The following is a 14,164-nucleotide window of genomic DNA, read 5'->3' as shown; positions in this document are numbered from 1 at the left end:
CCCCGCGATCGGCCCGCGCCGGGATCAGGCGCGCTTCGGACCGCCGGGGCGCACGGCTGCGGTGTCGGCCACGTCGATGCGGACGTCGCCGTCCTCGGCGCGGGACACCTCGACCCGGGGGTCGGCGTCGTGCGCGTCGGACCCGGACATGCGCCGGAAGGTGTCCTGGCGTCGTTCCTCGAACGTCATGTCCACGCCGTCGTCGAGGTGGTCGTGGTCGGGCTTCGTCATGCGCTGCACGGTACGCGCTGACTGCTGCGCGCGATCAGACGACGGGTGCGGTGCCGGTCCGTTCGGTCCAGTGCGCGCCCGCCGCCCACCGGTCGAGCACCGCACGGGGCAGGCGACCGGACGCATTCGAGGCCCGCGCGGTGGCCAGCGGCACGCCGAACACGAACTTCGCCACGCTCTCGTCACCCTCGGCGGCGTCGTGCGGGCCGGGTGGCGCGAGCCGGAACCGTCGGGCGAAGCGCACCAGGTTCGCGTCGGGACCGAGCACCGTGGCCAGACCGGGATCGAGGATCCACGAGCGGCACTGCCACCGGTCGGCGGCGAGCGCCGGTGCGAGGGCGCGCAGGACCTCCGGCGCGCGGGCGAAGGACCGGTCGCAGGCGTCCGGATCGAGCGGCCCGGCCTCCGGTACGTGGACGCCCCAGGCCGGCTGGCCGTCGGGCAGGTGGTCGCCGAGTTCGTACTGGAGGCGCCCCACGGCCACCACGCGACCGGTCGCCACCGCGACGAGCCAGTCCACCCCCGTGCCACGCAGACCGTACCGGTCGAGTTTGCGGTCGACGTCCGCCACGGACGCCTCGGCGAGGCGGCGCGGGAGCCCCCGCGCCTCGAGCGCCGCAGCGTTGCCGGGCACGGCCGCGCGGAGCGCGGCGACCAGCAGGGCGTCCCGCTGCGCGGGCGCCGCGTCGGCCACGGTGGCGGCCAGTGCAGCCGCCACCGTGGCGGAGTCGTCCGGCGACCCCACGGCGGCGGCGAGGACCGCGACGGACGCGGGACGGGCCTCCTGGTCGGGGGTGTCTGCGGTCACTTCAGACCGGACGAGGCGAGCCCGTCCATCACCCGCCGCTGCAGGACGATGAACATGATGAGCACCGGGGCCATGGCCATCAGGCTCGCGGCCATGAGCACCGGGTAGTCGATCGTCCGGTCGCTCGACAGCGTCGCTAGTCCTGCAGCGAGGGGCATGTCCTCGGCACGGGTCGAGACCACGAGCGGCCAGAGCAGCTCGTTCCACGACCACAGCACCGTCGTGATCGCGAGCACGCTGATCGAGGGACGGGCGAGCGGCAGCATGATCCGCCAGAACGTCTGGAACGGGTTCGCGCCGTCCATGCGCGCAGCCTCCTCGAGCTCGGGCGGCATGTTCAGGAACGCCGTCCGCATCAGGAAGGTGCCGAACGCGCTGAACAGGCCCGGCGCGACGATCCCCATCAGGGTGTCGAGCCATCCGAGCCCCTGCACGATCTGGTACTGCGAGATCAGGTAGACCTGCGACGGCACGAGCAGGATCGACAGCACGATCGCGAGCAGGATCGCCCGGCCGCGGAACCGCATGCGGGCGAAGGCGTAGCCGGCGAGCGTGCAGAGCACGATCTGCGCGAGGGTGCGGATGATCGTGACGTACACGGACGTACCGAGCTGGCTGAGGAACGGCAGACGCTCGAAGACCTGCGCGTAGTTCTGCCACTGCAGCTCCCCCGGCCAGAACGTCGGGGTGACGGACTGCACCTGGGCGTTCGTGGACAGCGACATGATGATCTGCCACACGAACGGGAACGCCATCGCGAAGCCGCCGACGCCGAGGACGACGTGGATCCACCAGTGACTGCCGCCGCGACGACCGGGCCGGCGTGCTGCCCGTGGCGGTGTGACGGTTGCGGTCATGCCTGCACCCACTTCCGTTGGACACGGAACTGCACGAGCGTGACGATGCCGATGAGCAGGAAGATCACCATGGCGATCGCGGCCGCGAAGCCCTTGTCGTTGTCGATGAACCCGGCGCTGTAGAAGTAGAAGACGAGCGACATCGTCTTCGGGATCACCGGGTTGGTGCTGCCGAGGATGGCGTAGAGCAGGTCGAACAGCTGGAAGCTCGAGATCGTCGTGACGATGACCACGAAGAAGATGCTCGGGCTGAGCAGCGGGACCGTGACGGAGCGGAACTGCCGCCAGCGGCTCGCGCCGTCGAGCTCGGCGGCCTCGTACAGCTCCGGTGGGATGTCCTTGAGGCCTGCGCCGAGGATGATCATCGAGAACCCGAGGGACGACCACAGGCCGACGAAGCTCACTGCGACGAGCGCGAACCCGGGCGTCGAGATCCAGTACGGGCCGTCGATGCCGAACAGTCCGATGAACCAGTTCACGATGCCGTAGTCGCCGTTGAACATGATGCGCCAGACGAGGGCGATCGCGGCCGGCATGGCGACGTAGGGCAGGAAGAAGAGCACCCGGTAGAACTGCGCGAACCGCAGGCCCGGGGTGTTCAGCAAGCTGGCGAGCCACACCGCGATCGGGATGCCGGCCAGCACGATGACCGTGTAGACGATCGTGTTGAGCAGCGACTGGTACAGCTGCGGGTCACCGGCGAGTCGGACGTAGTTCGCGACGCCGCTGAACGTCGCACCGCCGAACACGCCCCAGCTGGTGAAGGAGTACCAGAACGTCTGGATGATCGGCCAGATGTAGAACGTGCCGACGCCGATGAGCAGCGGCAGGACGAACAGCCACGGCCACCAGCCGTCGGTCCGTCGGGGTGCGCGCTTGCCGCCGGCCGTCGCGCCGGGGGCGCCCCGCCCGGACGAACGCGTCGTCCGGGCGGGGGTGGAGGCGGCCTGCGGCCGCTCGGTGTTGATCGTCATCGGCTCGGGACTCACTGTTCCTTGGCGAGGGCGGCGTCCATCTTCTGCGCGAGCTGCTTCGCGACGTCGTCGACCGGGGTCGAACCGTCGAAGGCGTTCGGCAGGAGGTTGGTCTCGAGGGTGTTCCACGCGGCGGTGTTCTTCGACACCGGCAGGGGCTTGGCGTAGTCGACGGCGTCGAGGAAGACCTGCAGGTCGGCGTCCGGCATCGTCTTCGTGAAGGCGGACTGCGTGCCCTCGTAGGCGGGGATCACGGCGCCCATGTCGCCCTGCTGCTGCTGGGCGGTCTTGCCGGCGAGGTAGACCTGGAGCGCCTGCGCCGCGGCCTTGTTCTTGCTCGCCTCGGACACGACGTTCGAGACACCGTGGATGACGGTCGCCTGCTCCTTGCCCTTCGGCAGGGGGTACACGACGATGTCCTTCTCCATCGCGGTGCCGGTCAGGGCCGAGCGGAACCAGCTGCCGCCCTGGTACATCGCGAGCTTGCCCGACGTGAACCACTGGTCGGCGGTGGTGTCGGTGAGCTGCTTGATCGACGGCGAAGCGCCCGAGTCGATCAGGTCCGTCCAGAACTGCAGGCCCGCTTCCGAGGCCTTCGAGGCGTACTCGGACTTCGTGCCGTCCGCGTTCACGACCGATCCCCCGGCCTGGAAGATCGTGTCGTAGTAGGTCGTCTGGCCGTCCATGCCGCCGGCCGCGCCGTACGCGCCGTCGGCCTTGAGCTTCTCGCTGAGCTCAGCGCCGGTCTTCTGGAAGTCGTCCCAGGTCCAGTCCTTCGACGGCAGGTCCATGCCGGCCTTCTCGAACAGGGCCTTGTTGACCCAGACGCCGATGGTGTCGAAGTCCTTCGGCACGCCGTACTGGGTGTCGTCGTACGTGTACAGGTCGTTCAGCGCGCTCGAGTACTTCGCCGGGTCGATGTCGCCGGACTTGACCTCGCCGGTGATCGGCGCGAGCTTGCCGTTGGCCGCGTACAGCTGGAAGTTGGGGCCGTTCATCCAGAACAGGTCGGGAAGCGTGTTGCTCGAGCCCTGGGTCTGCAGCTTCGTCCAGTAGTTGGCGAACGGCGTGACGTCGACGCTGACCTTGATGTCCGGGTACTCCTCGTTGAAGCCCTTGAGGTTGGCCTTGATCGCCTTGACCTGGTTCTCGTCCCAGACGGCGTACGTCAGGTTCGCCTTGGTGTCCTTCGCGGCGGCGGTGTAGTCGCCGCCGGAGCTCGACGCCCCGGAGGACGTGGAGCACCCGGCGAGGAGTGCGGCCGCGCCGAGGGCGGCGACGGCGCCGACGAGGATCCGGCGGACGCCGGTTCCTCGGGCGGGGATGTGTGCGGTCATCGGGAGGTCCTTTCGCACGGCCGTCAGGAACCGACGGTCTGGGCGGGGTGGGTGGGGTGCGGAGCGGGTCGTGTGGAGGGTGTGGCGGGCCGGCTGAAGTGCGCGATCGTCTCGGCCGGCAGCGGCGGGACGTCGATGGGGACGGAACCGGTGCGCAGCGAACGGGTCGCCAGTGCACCGGCGGCGACCGCGGCGCGCGCCGCGATCGGGGACAGCTCCGTCGGTTCGCCGAGGGCGACGGACCGCAGGAACTCGGTCATGGTGATCAGATCGGCATCGGCGTGACCGTCCTCGACGCCGTCGATCGGGTACTCGCGGTCCCCCGCGGTGTCCCAGCCACGACGGTGCGTCCAGACCTTCACGACGCCACCGCCGGTGTCGCCGATGTTCTCGAGGCGACCCTCGGTGCCGATGACCGTGTAGTTCCGCCAGTAGTCCGGGGTGAAGTGGCACTGCTCGTAGCTGGCCTGCACGCCGTTGTCGAGCGTCATCATCACCATCGAGACGTCCTCGACGTCGACGACCGGGTTCAGCCCGGTCTGGGCGAGTGGCGGCCAGTTGTCGTGGGAGAACCAGTCCCCCATCAGCTCGCCGCTGCGGTCCCGTCGGTCGGTGACGTCGCCGTAGACCGACAGTGACCCCATGCCCACGACGCGGCTGGTGTCCCCGCCGCCGAGTGCGTGGATGACGTCCAGGTCGTGACTGGCCTTCTGCAGGAGCAGGGAGTTGACGTTCGCGCGGTCGGCGTGCCAGTCCTTGAAGTAGTAGTCCCCGCCGTTGCCGACGAAGTGGCGGCACCAGACGGCCTTGACCTCGCCGATCTCGCCGCGGTCGACGATCTCGCGCATCAGGCGGACGACGGCCGCGTGGCGGAAGTTGTGGCCGACGTAGAGCGAGGTACCCGTCTCGGCGGCGGTGTTGAGGACCGCGTCGGCATCCTCGACCGTGATGGCGAGGGGCTTCTCGAGGTAGACGGCGATGCCCGCGCGGAGCAGGTCGATCGCGATCTCGGCGTGCGTCCAGTCCGGCGTGGTCACGATCGCAGCGTCGACTTGGTCGGTGAGGTCCCGGTGGTGCTCGACCACCAGCGCATCGGGGTACTCGGCCCGCCCGCGCTCGCGGCCCGCTGCGGTGACGTCCGCCACGGCGACGACCTGCGCCCGCAGGGCCGGGTCCGCGGCGACCGCCTCGGCGACGTGCCGTGCGATGGCGGACCGCTGGCCCATCCCGATCACCGCGACGCGGAGGATCCCGTTGTCAACGCCCATGCTCATCTCGCTCCCTTGCGTGATTGTGACGCCCATGATGCCGAATCGATCATGAATGCACAATAGGCGCTCACGGATCGCTCATGGGTCCACGACGGGAGGGTTTTACACGATCGAAACGTCGCGCCCGGGATCCGGGCGCTCGTCCGTCGGCTCAGTCGGCGACGACGAGCTCCACGCCGGCGCTGGCGAGGTCGGCTGCGAAGGCCGGTGGGACGGGCTGGTCGGTGACCAGGACGTCGATGCGGTCCAACGGGCAGATCCTGGCGAACGTCGAACGCTCGATCTTGGTCGAGTCGGCGACCACGATGACCCGTCGGCCGACCGAGGCGAAGTGCCGGCTGACCTCGGCCTCGCCCTCGTGCATGGTCGTGGCGCCGTACTGCCCGGTGAGCCCGTCCACCCCGAGGACCACGAGGTCGAGCGCGAACTCGTCGAGGGTGTCGCGGACGAGCGGGCCGACGAGCTCGTACGACTGCCGCCGCGCCACCCCGCCCGTGACCACGATCTTGACGTTGGCGCGGACGGACAGCTCGTACCCGACGTTGAGCGCGTTCGTCACGATGGTGATCCCGAACTCACCGTCGGCACGGATGAACCGCTCGCTCTTGCCGAGTTCCCGCGCGACCTCGGTCGTGGTGGTCCCACCGTTCAGTCCGACGGTCTCGCCCGGCTGCACCAGTCGTGCTGCGGCACGGGCGATGGCGGTCTTCGCCTCGGCCTGGCGCGCGATCTTGTACTGCAGGGGCAGTTCGTAACCGGCCCCGAGCGCCGCGGCTCCGCCGTGCGTGCGCGTGACGAGCCGCTGGTCGGCGAGCGTCGTGAGGTCGCGTCGGGCCGTGGCGGCCGAGATCCCCAGCAGCTCGCCGATCTCGGCGATCGACACGTTGCCGCGTTCGCTCACCAGTTCGAGCAGGGCGTTCAGCCGCTGTTGGGGGGTCATGACGGCCATCCTACGGTGCCATCGCGACTGCTCGGTGATCGGAATTGACGCTTTGGTCTTCCATCGCGCACGATCGCTCGCTACGCTTCCTGATCATCGATCACCCGGATCGAACCGGACCGGAAGGCTCCCATGACCGACACCTTCGTGAGCGCCGAACTGGCCTCCCAGCCGGAGACCTGGCGCGCCGCCGCGGCACTCCTGCCGACCTTCTCGGACGCGCTCCCCCAGCCCGGTGAACGCGTCGCCGTGATCGGCTGCGGCACGAGCTGGTTCATCGCGATGAGCTACGCCGTCGCCCGTGAGCAGGCCGGCCTCGGGGTCACCGACGCCTTCGCCGGCTCCGAGTACCCCGCATCGCGCGAGTACGACCGCGTGCTCACCATCAGCCGCTCGGGCACCACGACCGAGATCGTCGACCTGCTGCAGGCCCTGCCGTCGCAGCGCACCGTCCTGATCACGGCCGTCGCGGACAGTCCCGCCGCGGCCGTCGCCGACGACGTGGTCGCACTGCCCTTCGCCGACGAGCGCTCCGTCGTGCAGACGCGGTTCGCCACCACGGCGCTCGCCCTGCTGCGCGCGTCGATCGGCGACGACGTCGAGGCCCTCGCCGCCCAGGCCGAGATCGCGCTGACCCTGCCGATCGACGACCTGCTCGACGCCGAGCAGGTCTCCTTCGTGGGCCGCGGTGCCGCCGTCGGCCTGACGTTCGAGGCCGCACTCAAGACGCGGGAGGCTGCGCAGTTCTGGGCCGAGTCCTACCCGGCGATGGACTACCGACACGGGCCGATCGCCATCGCGCAGCCCGGCCGGCTCGTCTGGTCGCTCGGTGCCGCACCGCAGGGGCTGGCCGACGAGGTCGCCGCCACCGGTGCGCGCTTCGTGCAGCACGACCTCGACCCGATCGCCGGCCTCGTCGTCGTGCACCGGTTCGCCGTCGCCCTGGCCGAGGGCCGTGGGCTGGACCCGGACAACCCCCGTTCGCTGACGCGGTCGGTCATCCTCACCTGATGGCGGGCGCAGGCACGGTGCTCGGGGTCGACGTCGGCGGCACGGGCACCAAGGCCCGGCTGACCGACGCCGACGGACTCGTCCTGGACGAGACCCGGGTCCCGACGCCGCGCGACGATCCGTCGGGGCTCCGACTGGCCGTGGCCGTCGCCGACCTGGGAGTGCGGGCACTCGACCGCGGTCGGCTCGACGCCGTCGGGCTCGTCACGCCGGGTGTCGTCGACGAAGCCGCCGGCACCGTCGTCCTCGCGGTGAACCTCGGGTGGCGGGACGTGCCGGTCCGTGACCTCGTGCGGGCCGAGCTCGTCCGACGCGGTGTCGACGTCCCGATCGCCTTCGGCCACGACGTCCGCGCCGGTGCCCTCGCCGAGACCCACACCGGTGACACGGCGCTGTCCCGCGGATCGGTCGCGTTCGTACCCGTCGGCACCGGCCTGGCCAGCGCGCTGGTCGTCGACGGCCAGGTCGTGTCCGGGGGCGGATGGGCGGGGGAGATCGGCCAGGTGCTGATCCCGTCCGGACCGCACGAGGGGCTCCGGGTCGAGGAGATCGCATCGGCCGGGGGAGTCGCACGCCGCTCCGGGTCGGCATCGGCGCACGCAGCCATGCTCCGGGTGCGCGACGGCGACCCCGTGGCGACCGCCGTCTGGGACGACTGCGTCGCCGTGCTCGCGGACGCCCTCGCCTGGACGACCGCGGTCGCCGGCTGCCACACCGTCATCGTCGGCGGGGGACTCGCCGAGTCCGGCCCACTGCTGTTCGGGCCGCTCCGCGCGGCGGTTGCCGAGCGGCTCGTCGGGGTCCGCGCACCGGAGATCCTGCCGGCCGCCCACGGCGACGCCGCCGGAGCCATCGGCGCAGGTCTGCTCGCACGGCGGGTGCTCGAGAACGGGGTGCTGCTGTGACCACGCTCGTCCGTGCGCCACGCATCGTGACCGCCGCCCACGACCTGCACGACGGGTGGCTCGTCCTCGGCGACGACTACACCGTGCTCGCGGTCGGTGCCGGCACACCGCCGCGCGCGGACTCCGCGGGCACCGTCGAGGGCACCGTCGTGCCGGGCTTCGTCGACCTGCACGCCCACGGCGCACTCGGCCACGACTTCGCGACGTGTTCCGCCGCGGACGCCCGAGCGGCGGCCGCGCACCACCGGTCACGGGGGACCACGACCCTCGTCGCCTCGATCGCGACCGGGCGTCCCGACGACACCGTCGCAGCCCTCACGCGCCTGCGACCGCTCACCTCGGACGGCACGCTGGCTGGCCTGCACCTCGAAGGGCCGTGGTTGTCCCCGGCCCGCCGCGGAGCCCACCGGGTGGACCTGCTCCACGCCCCGGACACGCTCGAGGTCGACGCGTACCTGGCGGCCGCCAACGGCGCGCTGCGGGTCGTGACACTCGCCCCTGAGCTCCCCGGTGCCCTCGACACCGTGGCGCGGTTCGTCGCCGCCGGGGTCGTCGTGGCGATCGGGCACACCGATGCCACCGCCGAGCAGACCCGCCGGGCGATCGACGCCGGCGCCACGCTCGTCACGCACCTGTTCAACGGCATGCCACCGCTCCACCACCGCACACCGGGGCCGGTCGGGGTCGCCCTGACCGACGACCGCGTGCTGCTCGAGTGCATCGTCGACGGACACCACCTCGACCCGACCACGATCGGGCTCGTCCAGCGGAGTGCACCGGGCCGCCTGGTGCTCGTGTCCGATGCGATGTCGGCGACGGGCTGCCCCGACGGTGACCACACCATCGCCGGGTCCGCGGTCTCGGTGCGCGGCGGGGTCGCTCTGCTCGCCGACGGGTCGTCGTTGGCGGGCAGCACAATCACCGTCGCCGACGCGGTCCGTGCGCTGCTGACGAGCGGGGTCGCGGTGCCCGAGGTCGTCGCGGCCTCTGCCACACGTGCGGCTCGGCTGCTCGGCCGACCGGCGCCGCTCACGGTCGGCGCACCTGCCGACCTCCTCGTCCTCGATCCCGACACCTGTGCGGTGCGGAACCCCCTGCGGACGGCGGTGGTCTCGTGATCGTCGTCGTCACCCCGAACCCGGCCGTCGACGTCACGTACCGGGTCGCCGAACAGCGCATCGGCGAGACCCAGCGGGTCCTCGACGTCGCACGGCACCCGGGTGGCAAGGGCCTGAACGTCGGTCGGGTCCTGGCGGCGACGGGTGTCGCGACGCACGCCGTCCTGCCCCTCGGGGAGACGCCCGGCCGCTGGATCTCGGACGCGCTCGACGATCTCGGCCTCGACCACACCGACGTCGTGGTGTCCGGCACGACCCGCACGACCGTCACCGTGGTCGACGGCGTCGCCCACCCGACGATGTTCGGTGAGCCCGGCCCGGTGCTCTCCAGCACCGAGTGGGACGCCGTCGCCGCAGCGGTCGACGGACTGCTCGGCCGCGCCGACGCCACCGCCCTCGTGGTGTCCGGTTCGCTGCCCGGCGGTGCCGCACCCGACGTCGTCGCGCGCTGGGTCGCCACGGCCCACGAGCACGGCGTCCTGAGCGTCGTGGACTGCTCCGGTGCCGCACTGCTGGCAGCGGCGAGCGCCGGTGCCACCGTCTGCAAGCCCAACCGCGAGGAACTACTCGAGGCCACCGGTGCCGCGGACGAACGCACCGCCGCGCTCCGGCTGCTGGAACGCGGCGCCGGCGTCGTGGTGGTCTCCCGCGGAGCGCACGGCATCGCCGCCCACACCACGGACCACGTGCTCGAGGTCCCAGCGGTGCCCGGCGTCTCGGGCAACCCGACCGGGGCGGGCGACGCAGCGACCGCCGGTCTGGTCGGTGCCCTGGTCCGCTCGGGTCACCAGCAGGGCACCGGCGCCCCCTTCGCCGACGACACCCTGCGCCGAGCACTCCGGTCCGCCGCCGCCCACGGCGCCGCCGCCGTCCTGCGCCCGGTGGCGGGCGAGGTCGACCCCGCCGACGTCCACCGCTTCCTGACCCACCCCGACCGAACGAGGACCCCAGCATGATCACCGACCTCGCCCTGACGGGCCTGCTCGACACCGCCCGCACGGCACACCGCGGCGTCGGCGCGTTCAACGTCGTGCTGCTCGAGCACGCCGAGGCCATCGTCACCGGGGCCGAGCGGGCCGGACTGCCCGTCATCCTGCAGATCAGCGAGAACTGCGTCCGGTACCACGGCGGGCTCGCGCCGATCACGACCGCGACCCAGGCGATCGCCCGGGCCGCCGACGTCGACGTCCTGGTCCACCTCGACCACATCGAGGACCCGGACCTCGTCGCCGCCGGCATCGACCTGGGCGTCGACTCCGTCATGTACGACGGCTCGCACCTGGACTTCGCGGCGAACGTCGCCGCCACCCGTGCCCTCGCGGTCCGGTGTCACGCCGCCGGCGTCGCCATCGAGGCCGAGCTCGGCGAGGTGGGCGGCAAGGACGGCGTGCACGCTCCGGGTGTCCGCACCGATCCCACCGACGCCGCCGCGTTCGTGGCCGACACCGGGGTGGACGCCCTGGCCGTCGCCGTCGGGACCTCGCACGCGATGCAGACCCGCGAAGCCTCGGTCGACCGCGACCTGGTGGAACGCCTGCGTGACGCGGTGCCGGTCCCGCTGGTCCTGCACGGTTCGTCGGGGCTGTCCGACGACGAACTGCGCGGCGCGGTGCAGGCCGGCATGACGAAGATCAACATCTCGACGCACTTGAACGGCCTGTTCACGCGTGCCCTGCGCACCGTGCTCGACGAGCGGCCCGACCTGGTCGACCCCCGGAAGTACGTGTCGGCGGGGCGCGAAGCGATCTCCACCGAGACCGCCCGGCTGCTGACGCTCCTGCACGGCTGAGCGGCGGCGGCCCGGGCAGCCGCCGTGGTCAGCAGAGCGGGACGTTCACCGCGAGCCCGCCCATCGCGGTCTCCTTGTACTTCGTCGACATGTCCGCCCCGGTCTGCCGCATCGTCTCGACGACCTGGTCGAGCGACACGTGGTGCACGCCGTCGCCACGCAGGGCCATCCGTGCGGCGTTGATCGCCTTGTTCGCCGCGATCGCGTTCCGCTCGATGCACGGGATCTGCACCAGGCCACCGATCGGGTCGCAGGTGAGCCCGAGGTTGTGCTCCATCGCGATCTCCGCGGCGTTCTCGACCTGTTCCGGGGTGCCCCCGAGGACCTCGGCGAGTCCGGCGGCAGCCATCGACGCGGCCGAGCCGACCTCGCCCTGGCAACCGACCTCGGCGCCGGAGATCGATGCGCGCTCCTTGTAGATCGACCCGACAGCGCCGGCTGTGAGCAGGAACCGCACGACGGCGTCGTCGCGGTCGGCAGCGGTGATCGCGGGGACGTAGGTGAGCGCGTAGTACAGCACCGCGGGGATGATGCCGGCGGCGCCGTTGGTGGGTGCGGTGACGACCCGGCCGCCGGTGGCGTTCTCCTCGTTCACCGCCATGGCGACGAGGTTCACCCACTCCATGGCGAACAGCGGGTCGTGGTCGGGGTCCTCGCGGGTGAGCTGCTCGTGCCAGGTGGCTGCACGACGCCGGACATCGAGCCCGCCGGGCAGGCATCCGTCACGGCGGACGGAGCGGTCGACGCACGAGTCCATGACGGCGTGGATGTCGAGCAGCCCGGAGCGGACGTCGGCGTCGGTCCGGGTGACCGACTCGTTGGCGAGCGCCACTCCGCTGATCGGCAGACCGGAGGCAGCGCAGGCGGCCAGCAGCTCGGCGCCGCTCGAGAACGGGTACGGCACGCGGTCGTCGACCGGGATCGCCGCCCCCGCGACCACGGCACCGTCGTCCACGGCACCGCCGTCCTCGCCGTCGCCGTCGCTGTCGCCGTCGCTGTCGCCGTCGCTGTCGCCGTCGCTGTCGCTGTCGCTGTCGCGAGCGATGAAGCCGCCGCCGATCGAGTAGTACGTCTCGTCGGCCAGGTCGGCACCGGCTCCGTCACGGGCTCGCAGCCGCATGGCGTTCGGGTGCCGGGGCAGCATGGTCAGGGGATGCAGCACGATGTCGGCGAGCCGGAACGGCACGGTCGCCCCACCGTCGAGCCGGAGCAGGCCGTCGCGTTCGAGGGCGTCGAGCGCCGACGACATCGCGTCCGGGTCGACGGTCTCGGGGTGGGACCCCATCAGGCCGGCGACCACGGCGCCGAGGGTGCCGTGGCCCTGCCCGGTCGACGCCAGTGAGCCGTACAGGTCGACGGCGACGGAGGCGACGGGCAGCCCGGCGACCAGGGACGCGAACTCGGCGCCGGCCCGCATCGGCCCGACGGTGTGCGAGCTCGAGGGACCGACACCCACGCTGAACAGATCGAAGACGGAGACCGGCACGCCGCCACACTAACCCGTCCGGACGGACCGGGACTCGAGCTGGCCGCACCGAGTCTCGGGCTGAGCGACAGATCACGGACTCACGAGCGCGAGAACTGTCGCTCACCGCGAGACTCGGCCCCCGCGCACGGCCCAGTCCGGACGGACCGGGCTCAGCGGCGGGTGTTGCCCTCGACCGGCACCACGAACCACAGGACGACGTAGGCGATCCACAGCGGCCCGGGGAACAGGCTCAGGATCACCCAGCCGATGCGGACGAGGGTGCGGGACAGGCCGAAGCGATCGGCGAGGCCGGCGCAGACACCGGCGAGGATGCGGCCGTTGCGGGGACGGGAGAGTGTGCTCATGGGGACGACGCTACGCACCAGCGACGGGCCAGGGCATCCGGGCAGTACCCCGGAGAACGGTGGGGACAACCCCCGAACGACCCCGACGGCCCGATGCCCGTCAGGGGATCAGCACGATCTTCCCGCGGGTGTGCCGCTGCTCCAGCTGCTCGTAGGCGTCCTGCACCCGGTCGAGCGGGTACGTCGCCGCGATCGGCACCTCGACCTCGCCGTTCGCCACCTGCATCGCGAGGGCGCCGAGGATCTCCGGGTCGGCCGTGTCCGCACTGCCGGAGGCCTTTGCACCGACCTCGGCGGCAGCCTCGAACGCGATGATCGTCTCGATGCGATCGACCGGCACGCCCAGGGCGATCCCCAGGTGCACGTACTCCGGACCGTAGGTGTCGATGACGGCGTCGATGCCGTTGGTGGCGAGCTCGGTGATGCGCTCCTGCAGGCCCTCGCCGTACGCGACGGGCCGCGCACGCTTCGACCGGAGCCACTCGTGGTTCGCCTCGGACGCGATCGCGATCACGTCGATGCCCTCGTTCGTCAGCAGCTGCGTGACGAACCCGCCGACACCACCGGCGGCACCGGACACGACGACGGTCTCGCCGGGTCGGGGGTCGACGGCACGGACGGCTGCGGCAGCGGTCGTGGCGACGATGTCGAGCCCGCCAGCGACGGTCCAGTCGAGCAGCCGGGGCTTCTGCACGACCTGTTCGGCCGGCACCGAGACGTACTCGGCCTGGCTCGCGCGGTCCCACGACCACCCGAGGACCTCTTCGCCCTCGTCGACGCCGTCGACGCCCTCGCCGACGGCCACGACGATGCCGGCGAAGTCGGTGCCCTGACCGGACGGCAGCGCGTCGGAGGACCCGCCGTCGAGCAGCCCCTGGCGGATCGCCGACTCGCCCGGGTTGATGCCGGCGGCGCGGACGCGCACGAGCACCCGACCGGCGGTGGCCTCGGGGACGGGGACCTCGGCGACGTGCAGCACGGAGCGGTCGCCCCACTCGTCGAAGCGGACGGCGCGCATGGTCTCCGGGATCTCAGTCATCGCGTCCGACGGTACCCCGAGCACGACGAACGGTCCGCGTGGACCGCTCCA

Annotated in this window: 15 protein-coding genes; 5 read left to right on the top strand and 10 right to left on the bottom strand. The window is 71.7% G+C overall.

Annotation, left to right across the window (positions count from 1 at the left end; all coding sequences use genetic code 11):
- Positions 1 to 24 precede the first annotated feature (24 nt).
- From EDF23_RS05290 to EDF23_RS05260, 7 genes are all read right to left on the bottom strand, one after another.
- Positions 25 to 231 carry a hypothetical protein gene (locus EDF23_RS05290; RefSeq protein WP_111083557.1) on the bottom strand — a complete coding sequence of 69 codons (207 nt, stop codon included), beginning with the start codon at positions 229 to 231 and terminating at the stop codon, positions 25 to 27.
- Between the two features lie 34 nt (positions 232 to 265).
- Positions 266 to 1,039, bottom strand: coding sequence for a hypothetical protein (locus EDF23_RS05285; RefSeq protein ID WP_131920948.1), 774 nt, complete (start codon positions 1,037 to 1,039; stop codon positions 266 to 268).
- Positions 1,036 to 1,896 carry a carbohydrate ABC transporter permease gene (locus EDF23_RS05280; RefSeq protein ID WP_165901014.1) on the bottom strand — a complete coding sequence of 287 codons (861 nt, stop codon included), beginning with the start codon at positions 1,894 to 1,896 and terminating at the stop codon, positions 1,036 to 1,038. The genes EDF23_RS05285 and EDF23_RS05280 overlap by 4 nt, the downstream gene beginning before the upstream one ends.
- Entirely contained in the window at positions 1,893 to 2,870 is a 978-nt protein-coding gene (locus tag EDF23_RS05275; protein ID WP_131920946.1) for a sugar ABC transporter permease, read from the bottom strand. The genes EDF23_RS05280 and EDF23_RS05275 overlap by 4 nt, the downstream gene beginning before the upstream one ends.
- Before the next feature lie 11 nt (positions 2,871 to 2,881).
- The gene (locus tag EDF23_RS05270; RefSeq protein ID WP_111083560.1) at positions 2,882 to 4,207 is read right to left on the bottom strand and encodes a sugar ABC transporter substrate-binding protein; all 1,326 of its coding nucleotides are present in this window, start codon (positions 4,205 to 4,207) and stop codon (positions 2,882 to 2,884) included.
- Positions 4,208 to 4,230: 23 nt separating this feature from the next.
- Positions 4,231 to 5,481, bottom strand: coding sequence for a Gfo/Idh/MocA family oxidoreductase (locus tag EDF23_RS05265; RefSeq protein ID WP_131920944.1), 1,251 nt, complete (start codon positions 5,479 to 5,481; stop codon positions 4,231 to 4,233).
- Between the two features lie 148 nt (positions 5,482 to 5,629).
- Positions 5,630 to 6,418, bottom strand: coding sequence for a DeoR/GlpR family DNA-binding transcription regulator (locus EDF23_RS05260; RefSeq protein ID WP_165901013.1), 789 nt, complete (start codon positions 6,416 to 6,418; stop codon positions 5,630 to 5,632).
- A gap of 132 nt (positions 6,419 to 6,550) precedes the next feature.
- Between EDF23_RS05260 and EDF23_RS05255 the strand changes: the two genes are divergently transcribed.
- From EDF23_RS05255 to EDF23_RS05235, 5 genes are read left to right on the top strand one after another with little or no spacing between them, the layout of a single operon-like run.
- Positions 6,551 to 7,429, top strand: a complete 879-nt coding sequence (locus tag EDF23_RS05255; RefSeq protein ID WP_123293030.1) for an SIS domain-containing protein — start codon at positions 6,551 to 6,553, stop codon at positions 7,427 to 7,429.
- Positions 7,429 to 8,334 carry an ROK family protein gene (locus EDF23_RS05250; RefSeq protein ID WP_131920942.1) on the top strand — a complete coding sequence of 302 codons (906 nt, stop codon included), beginning with the start codon at positions 7,429 to 7,431 and terminating at the stop codon, positions 8,332 to 8,334. Before EDF23_RS05255 ends, EDF23_RS05250 begins: the two co-directional genes overlap by 1 nt.
- On the top strand, positions 8,331 to 9,452 hold the full coding sequence (nagA, locus tag EDF23_RS05245) for an N-acetylglucosamine-6-phosphate deacetylase (protein ID WP_131920940.1): 1,122 nt from the start codon (positions 8,331 to 8,333) through the stop codon (positions 9,450 to 9,452). Before EDF23_RS05250 ends, nagA begins: the two co-directional genes overlap by 4 nt.
- A complete protein-coding gene (locus EDF23_RS05240; protein WP_131920938.1) occupies positions 9,449 to 10,408 on the top strand; it encodes a hexose kinase in 960 nt (319 codons plus the stop codon). Before nagA ends, EDF23_RS05240 begins: the two co-directional genes overlap by 4 nt.
- On the top strand, positions 10,405 to 11,241 hold the full coding sequence (locus EDF23_RS05235; RefSeq protein WP_194671778.1) for a class II fructose-bisphosphate aldolase: 837 nt from the start codon (positions 10,405 to 10,407) through the stop codon (positions 11,239 to 11,241). The genes EDF23_RS05240 and EDF23_RS05235 overlap by 4 nt, the downstream gene beginning before the upstream one ends.
- Positions 11,242 to 11,269: 28 nt before the next feature.
- Here EDF23_RS05235 and EDF23_RS05230 read toward each other — a convergent pair whose 3' ends face one another.
- The 3 genes from EDF23_RS05230 to EDF23_RS05220 all read right to left on the bottom strand — a co-directional run bounded on the left by EDF23_RS05230 (position 11,270) and on the right by EDF23_RS05220 (position 14,113).
- Positions 11,270 to 12,727 (bottom strand): L-serine ammonia-lyase, encoded by a 1,458-nt coding sequence (locus EDF23_RS05230; protein WP_131920936.1) that lies wholly within the window; start codon positions 12,725 to 12,727, stop codon positions 11,270 to 11,272.
- Positions 12,728 to 12,879: 152 nt separating this feature from the next.
- Positions 12,880 to 13,074 (bottom strand): PspC domain-containing protein, encoded by a 195-nt coding sequence (locus EDF23_RS05225; RefSeq protein ID WP_131920934.1) that lies wholly within the window; start codon positions 13,072 to 13,074, stop codon positions 12,880 to 12,882.
- A gap of 100 nt (positions 13,075 to 13,174) precedes the next feature.
- Positions 13,175 to 14,113: an NADP-dependent oxidoreductase gene (locus EDF23_RS05220; protein WP_243648816.1), complete on the bottom strand. Its 939-nt coding sequence runs from the start codon at positions 14,111 to 14,113 to the stop codon at positions 13,175 to 13,177.
- Between the last annotated feature and the right edge of the window lie 51 nt (positions 14,114 to 14,164).

Origin of the sequence: Curtobacterium sp. PhB128 (assembly GCF_004340725.1) — a bacterium.
Classification (GTDB): domain Bacteria; phylum Actinomycetota; class Actinomycetes; order Actinomycetales; family Microbacteriaceae; genus Curtobacterium.
Note: the sequence above shows the minus strand (reverse complement) of the source record. Positions and strands in the feature narration are given on the sequence as shown.

Coding starts and splice junctions, on each gene's coding strand:
- EDF23_RS05225 (WP_131920934.1), bottom strand. CDS start 13,074: ATGAGCACACTCTCCCGTCCCCGCAACGGCCGCATCCTCGCCGGTGTC.
- EDF23_RS05260 (WP_165901013.1), bottom strand. CDS start 6,418: ATGACCCCCCAACAGCGGCTGAACGCCCTGCTCGAACTGGTGAGCGAA.
- EDF23_RS05270 (WP_111083560.1), bottom strand. CDS start 4,207: ATGACCGCACACATCCCCGCCCGAGGAACCGGCGTCCGCCGGATCCTC.
- EDF23_RS05280 (WP_165901014.1), bottom strand. CDS start 1,896: ATGACCGCAACCGTCACACCGCCACGGGCAGCACGCCGGCCCGGTCGT.
- EDF23_RS05220 (WP_243648816.1), bottom strand. CDS start 14,113: ATGACTGAGATCCCGGAGACCATGCGCGCCGTCCGCTTCGACGAGTGG.
- EDF23_RS05250 (WP_131920942.1), top strand. CDS start 7,429: ATGGCGGGCGCAGGCACGGTGCTCGGGGTCGACGTCGGCGGCACGGGC.
- EDF23_RS05255 (WP_123293030.1), top strand. CDS start 6,551: ATGACCGACACCTTCGTGAGCGCCGAACTGGCCTCCCAGCCGGAGACC.
- EDF23_RS05290 (WP_111083557.1), bottom strand. CDS start 231: ATGACGAAGCCCGACCACGACCACCTCGACGACGGCGTGGACATGACG.
- EDF23_RS05235 (WP_194671778.1), top strand. CDS start 10,405: ATGATCACCGACCTCGCCCTGACGGGCCTGCTCGACACCGCCCGCACG.
- EDF23_RS05265 (WP_131920944.1), bottom strand. CDS start 5,481: ATGAGCATGGGCGTTGACAACGGGATCCTCCGCGTCGCGGTGATCGGG.
- EDF23_RS05275 (WP_131920946.1), bottom strand. CDS start 2,870: ATGACGATCAACACCGAGCGGCCGCAGGCCGCCTCCACCCCCGCCCGG.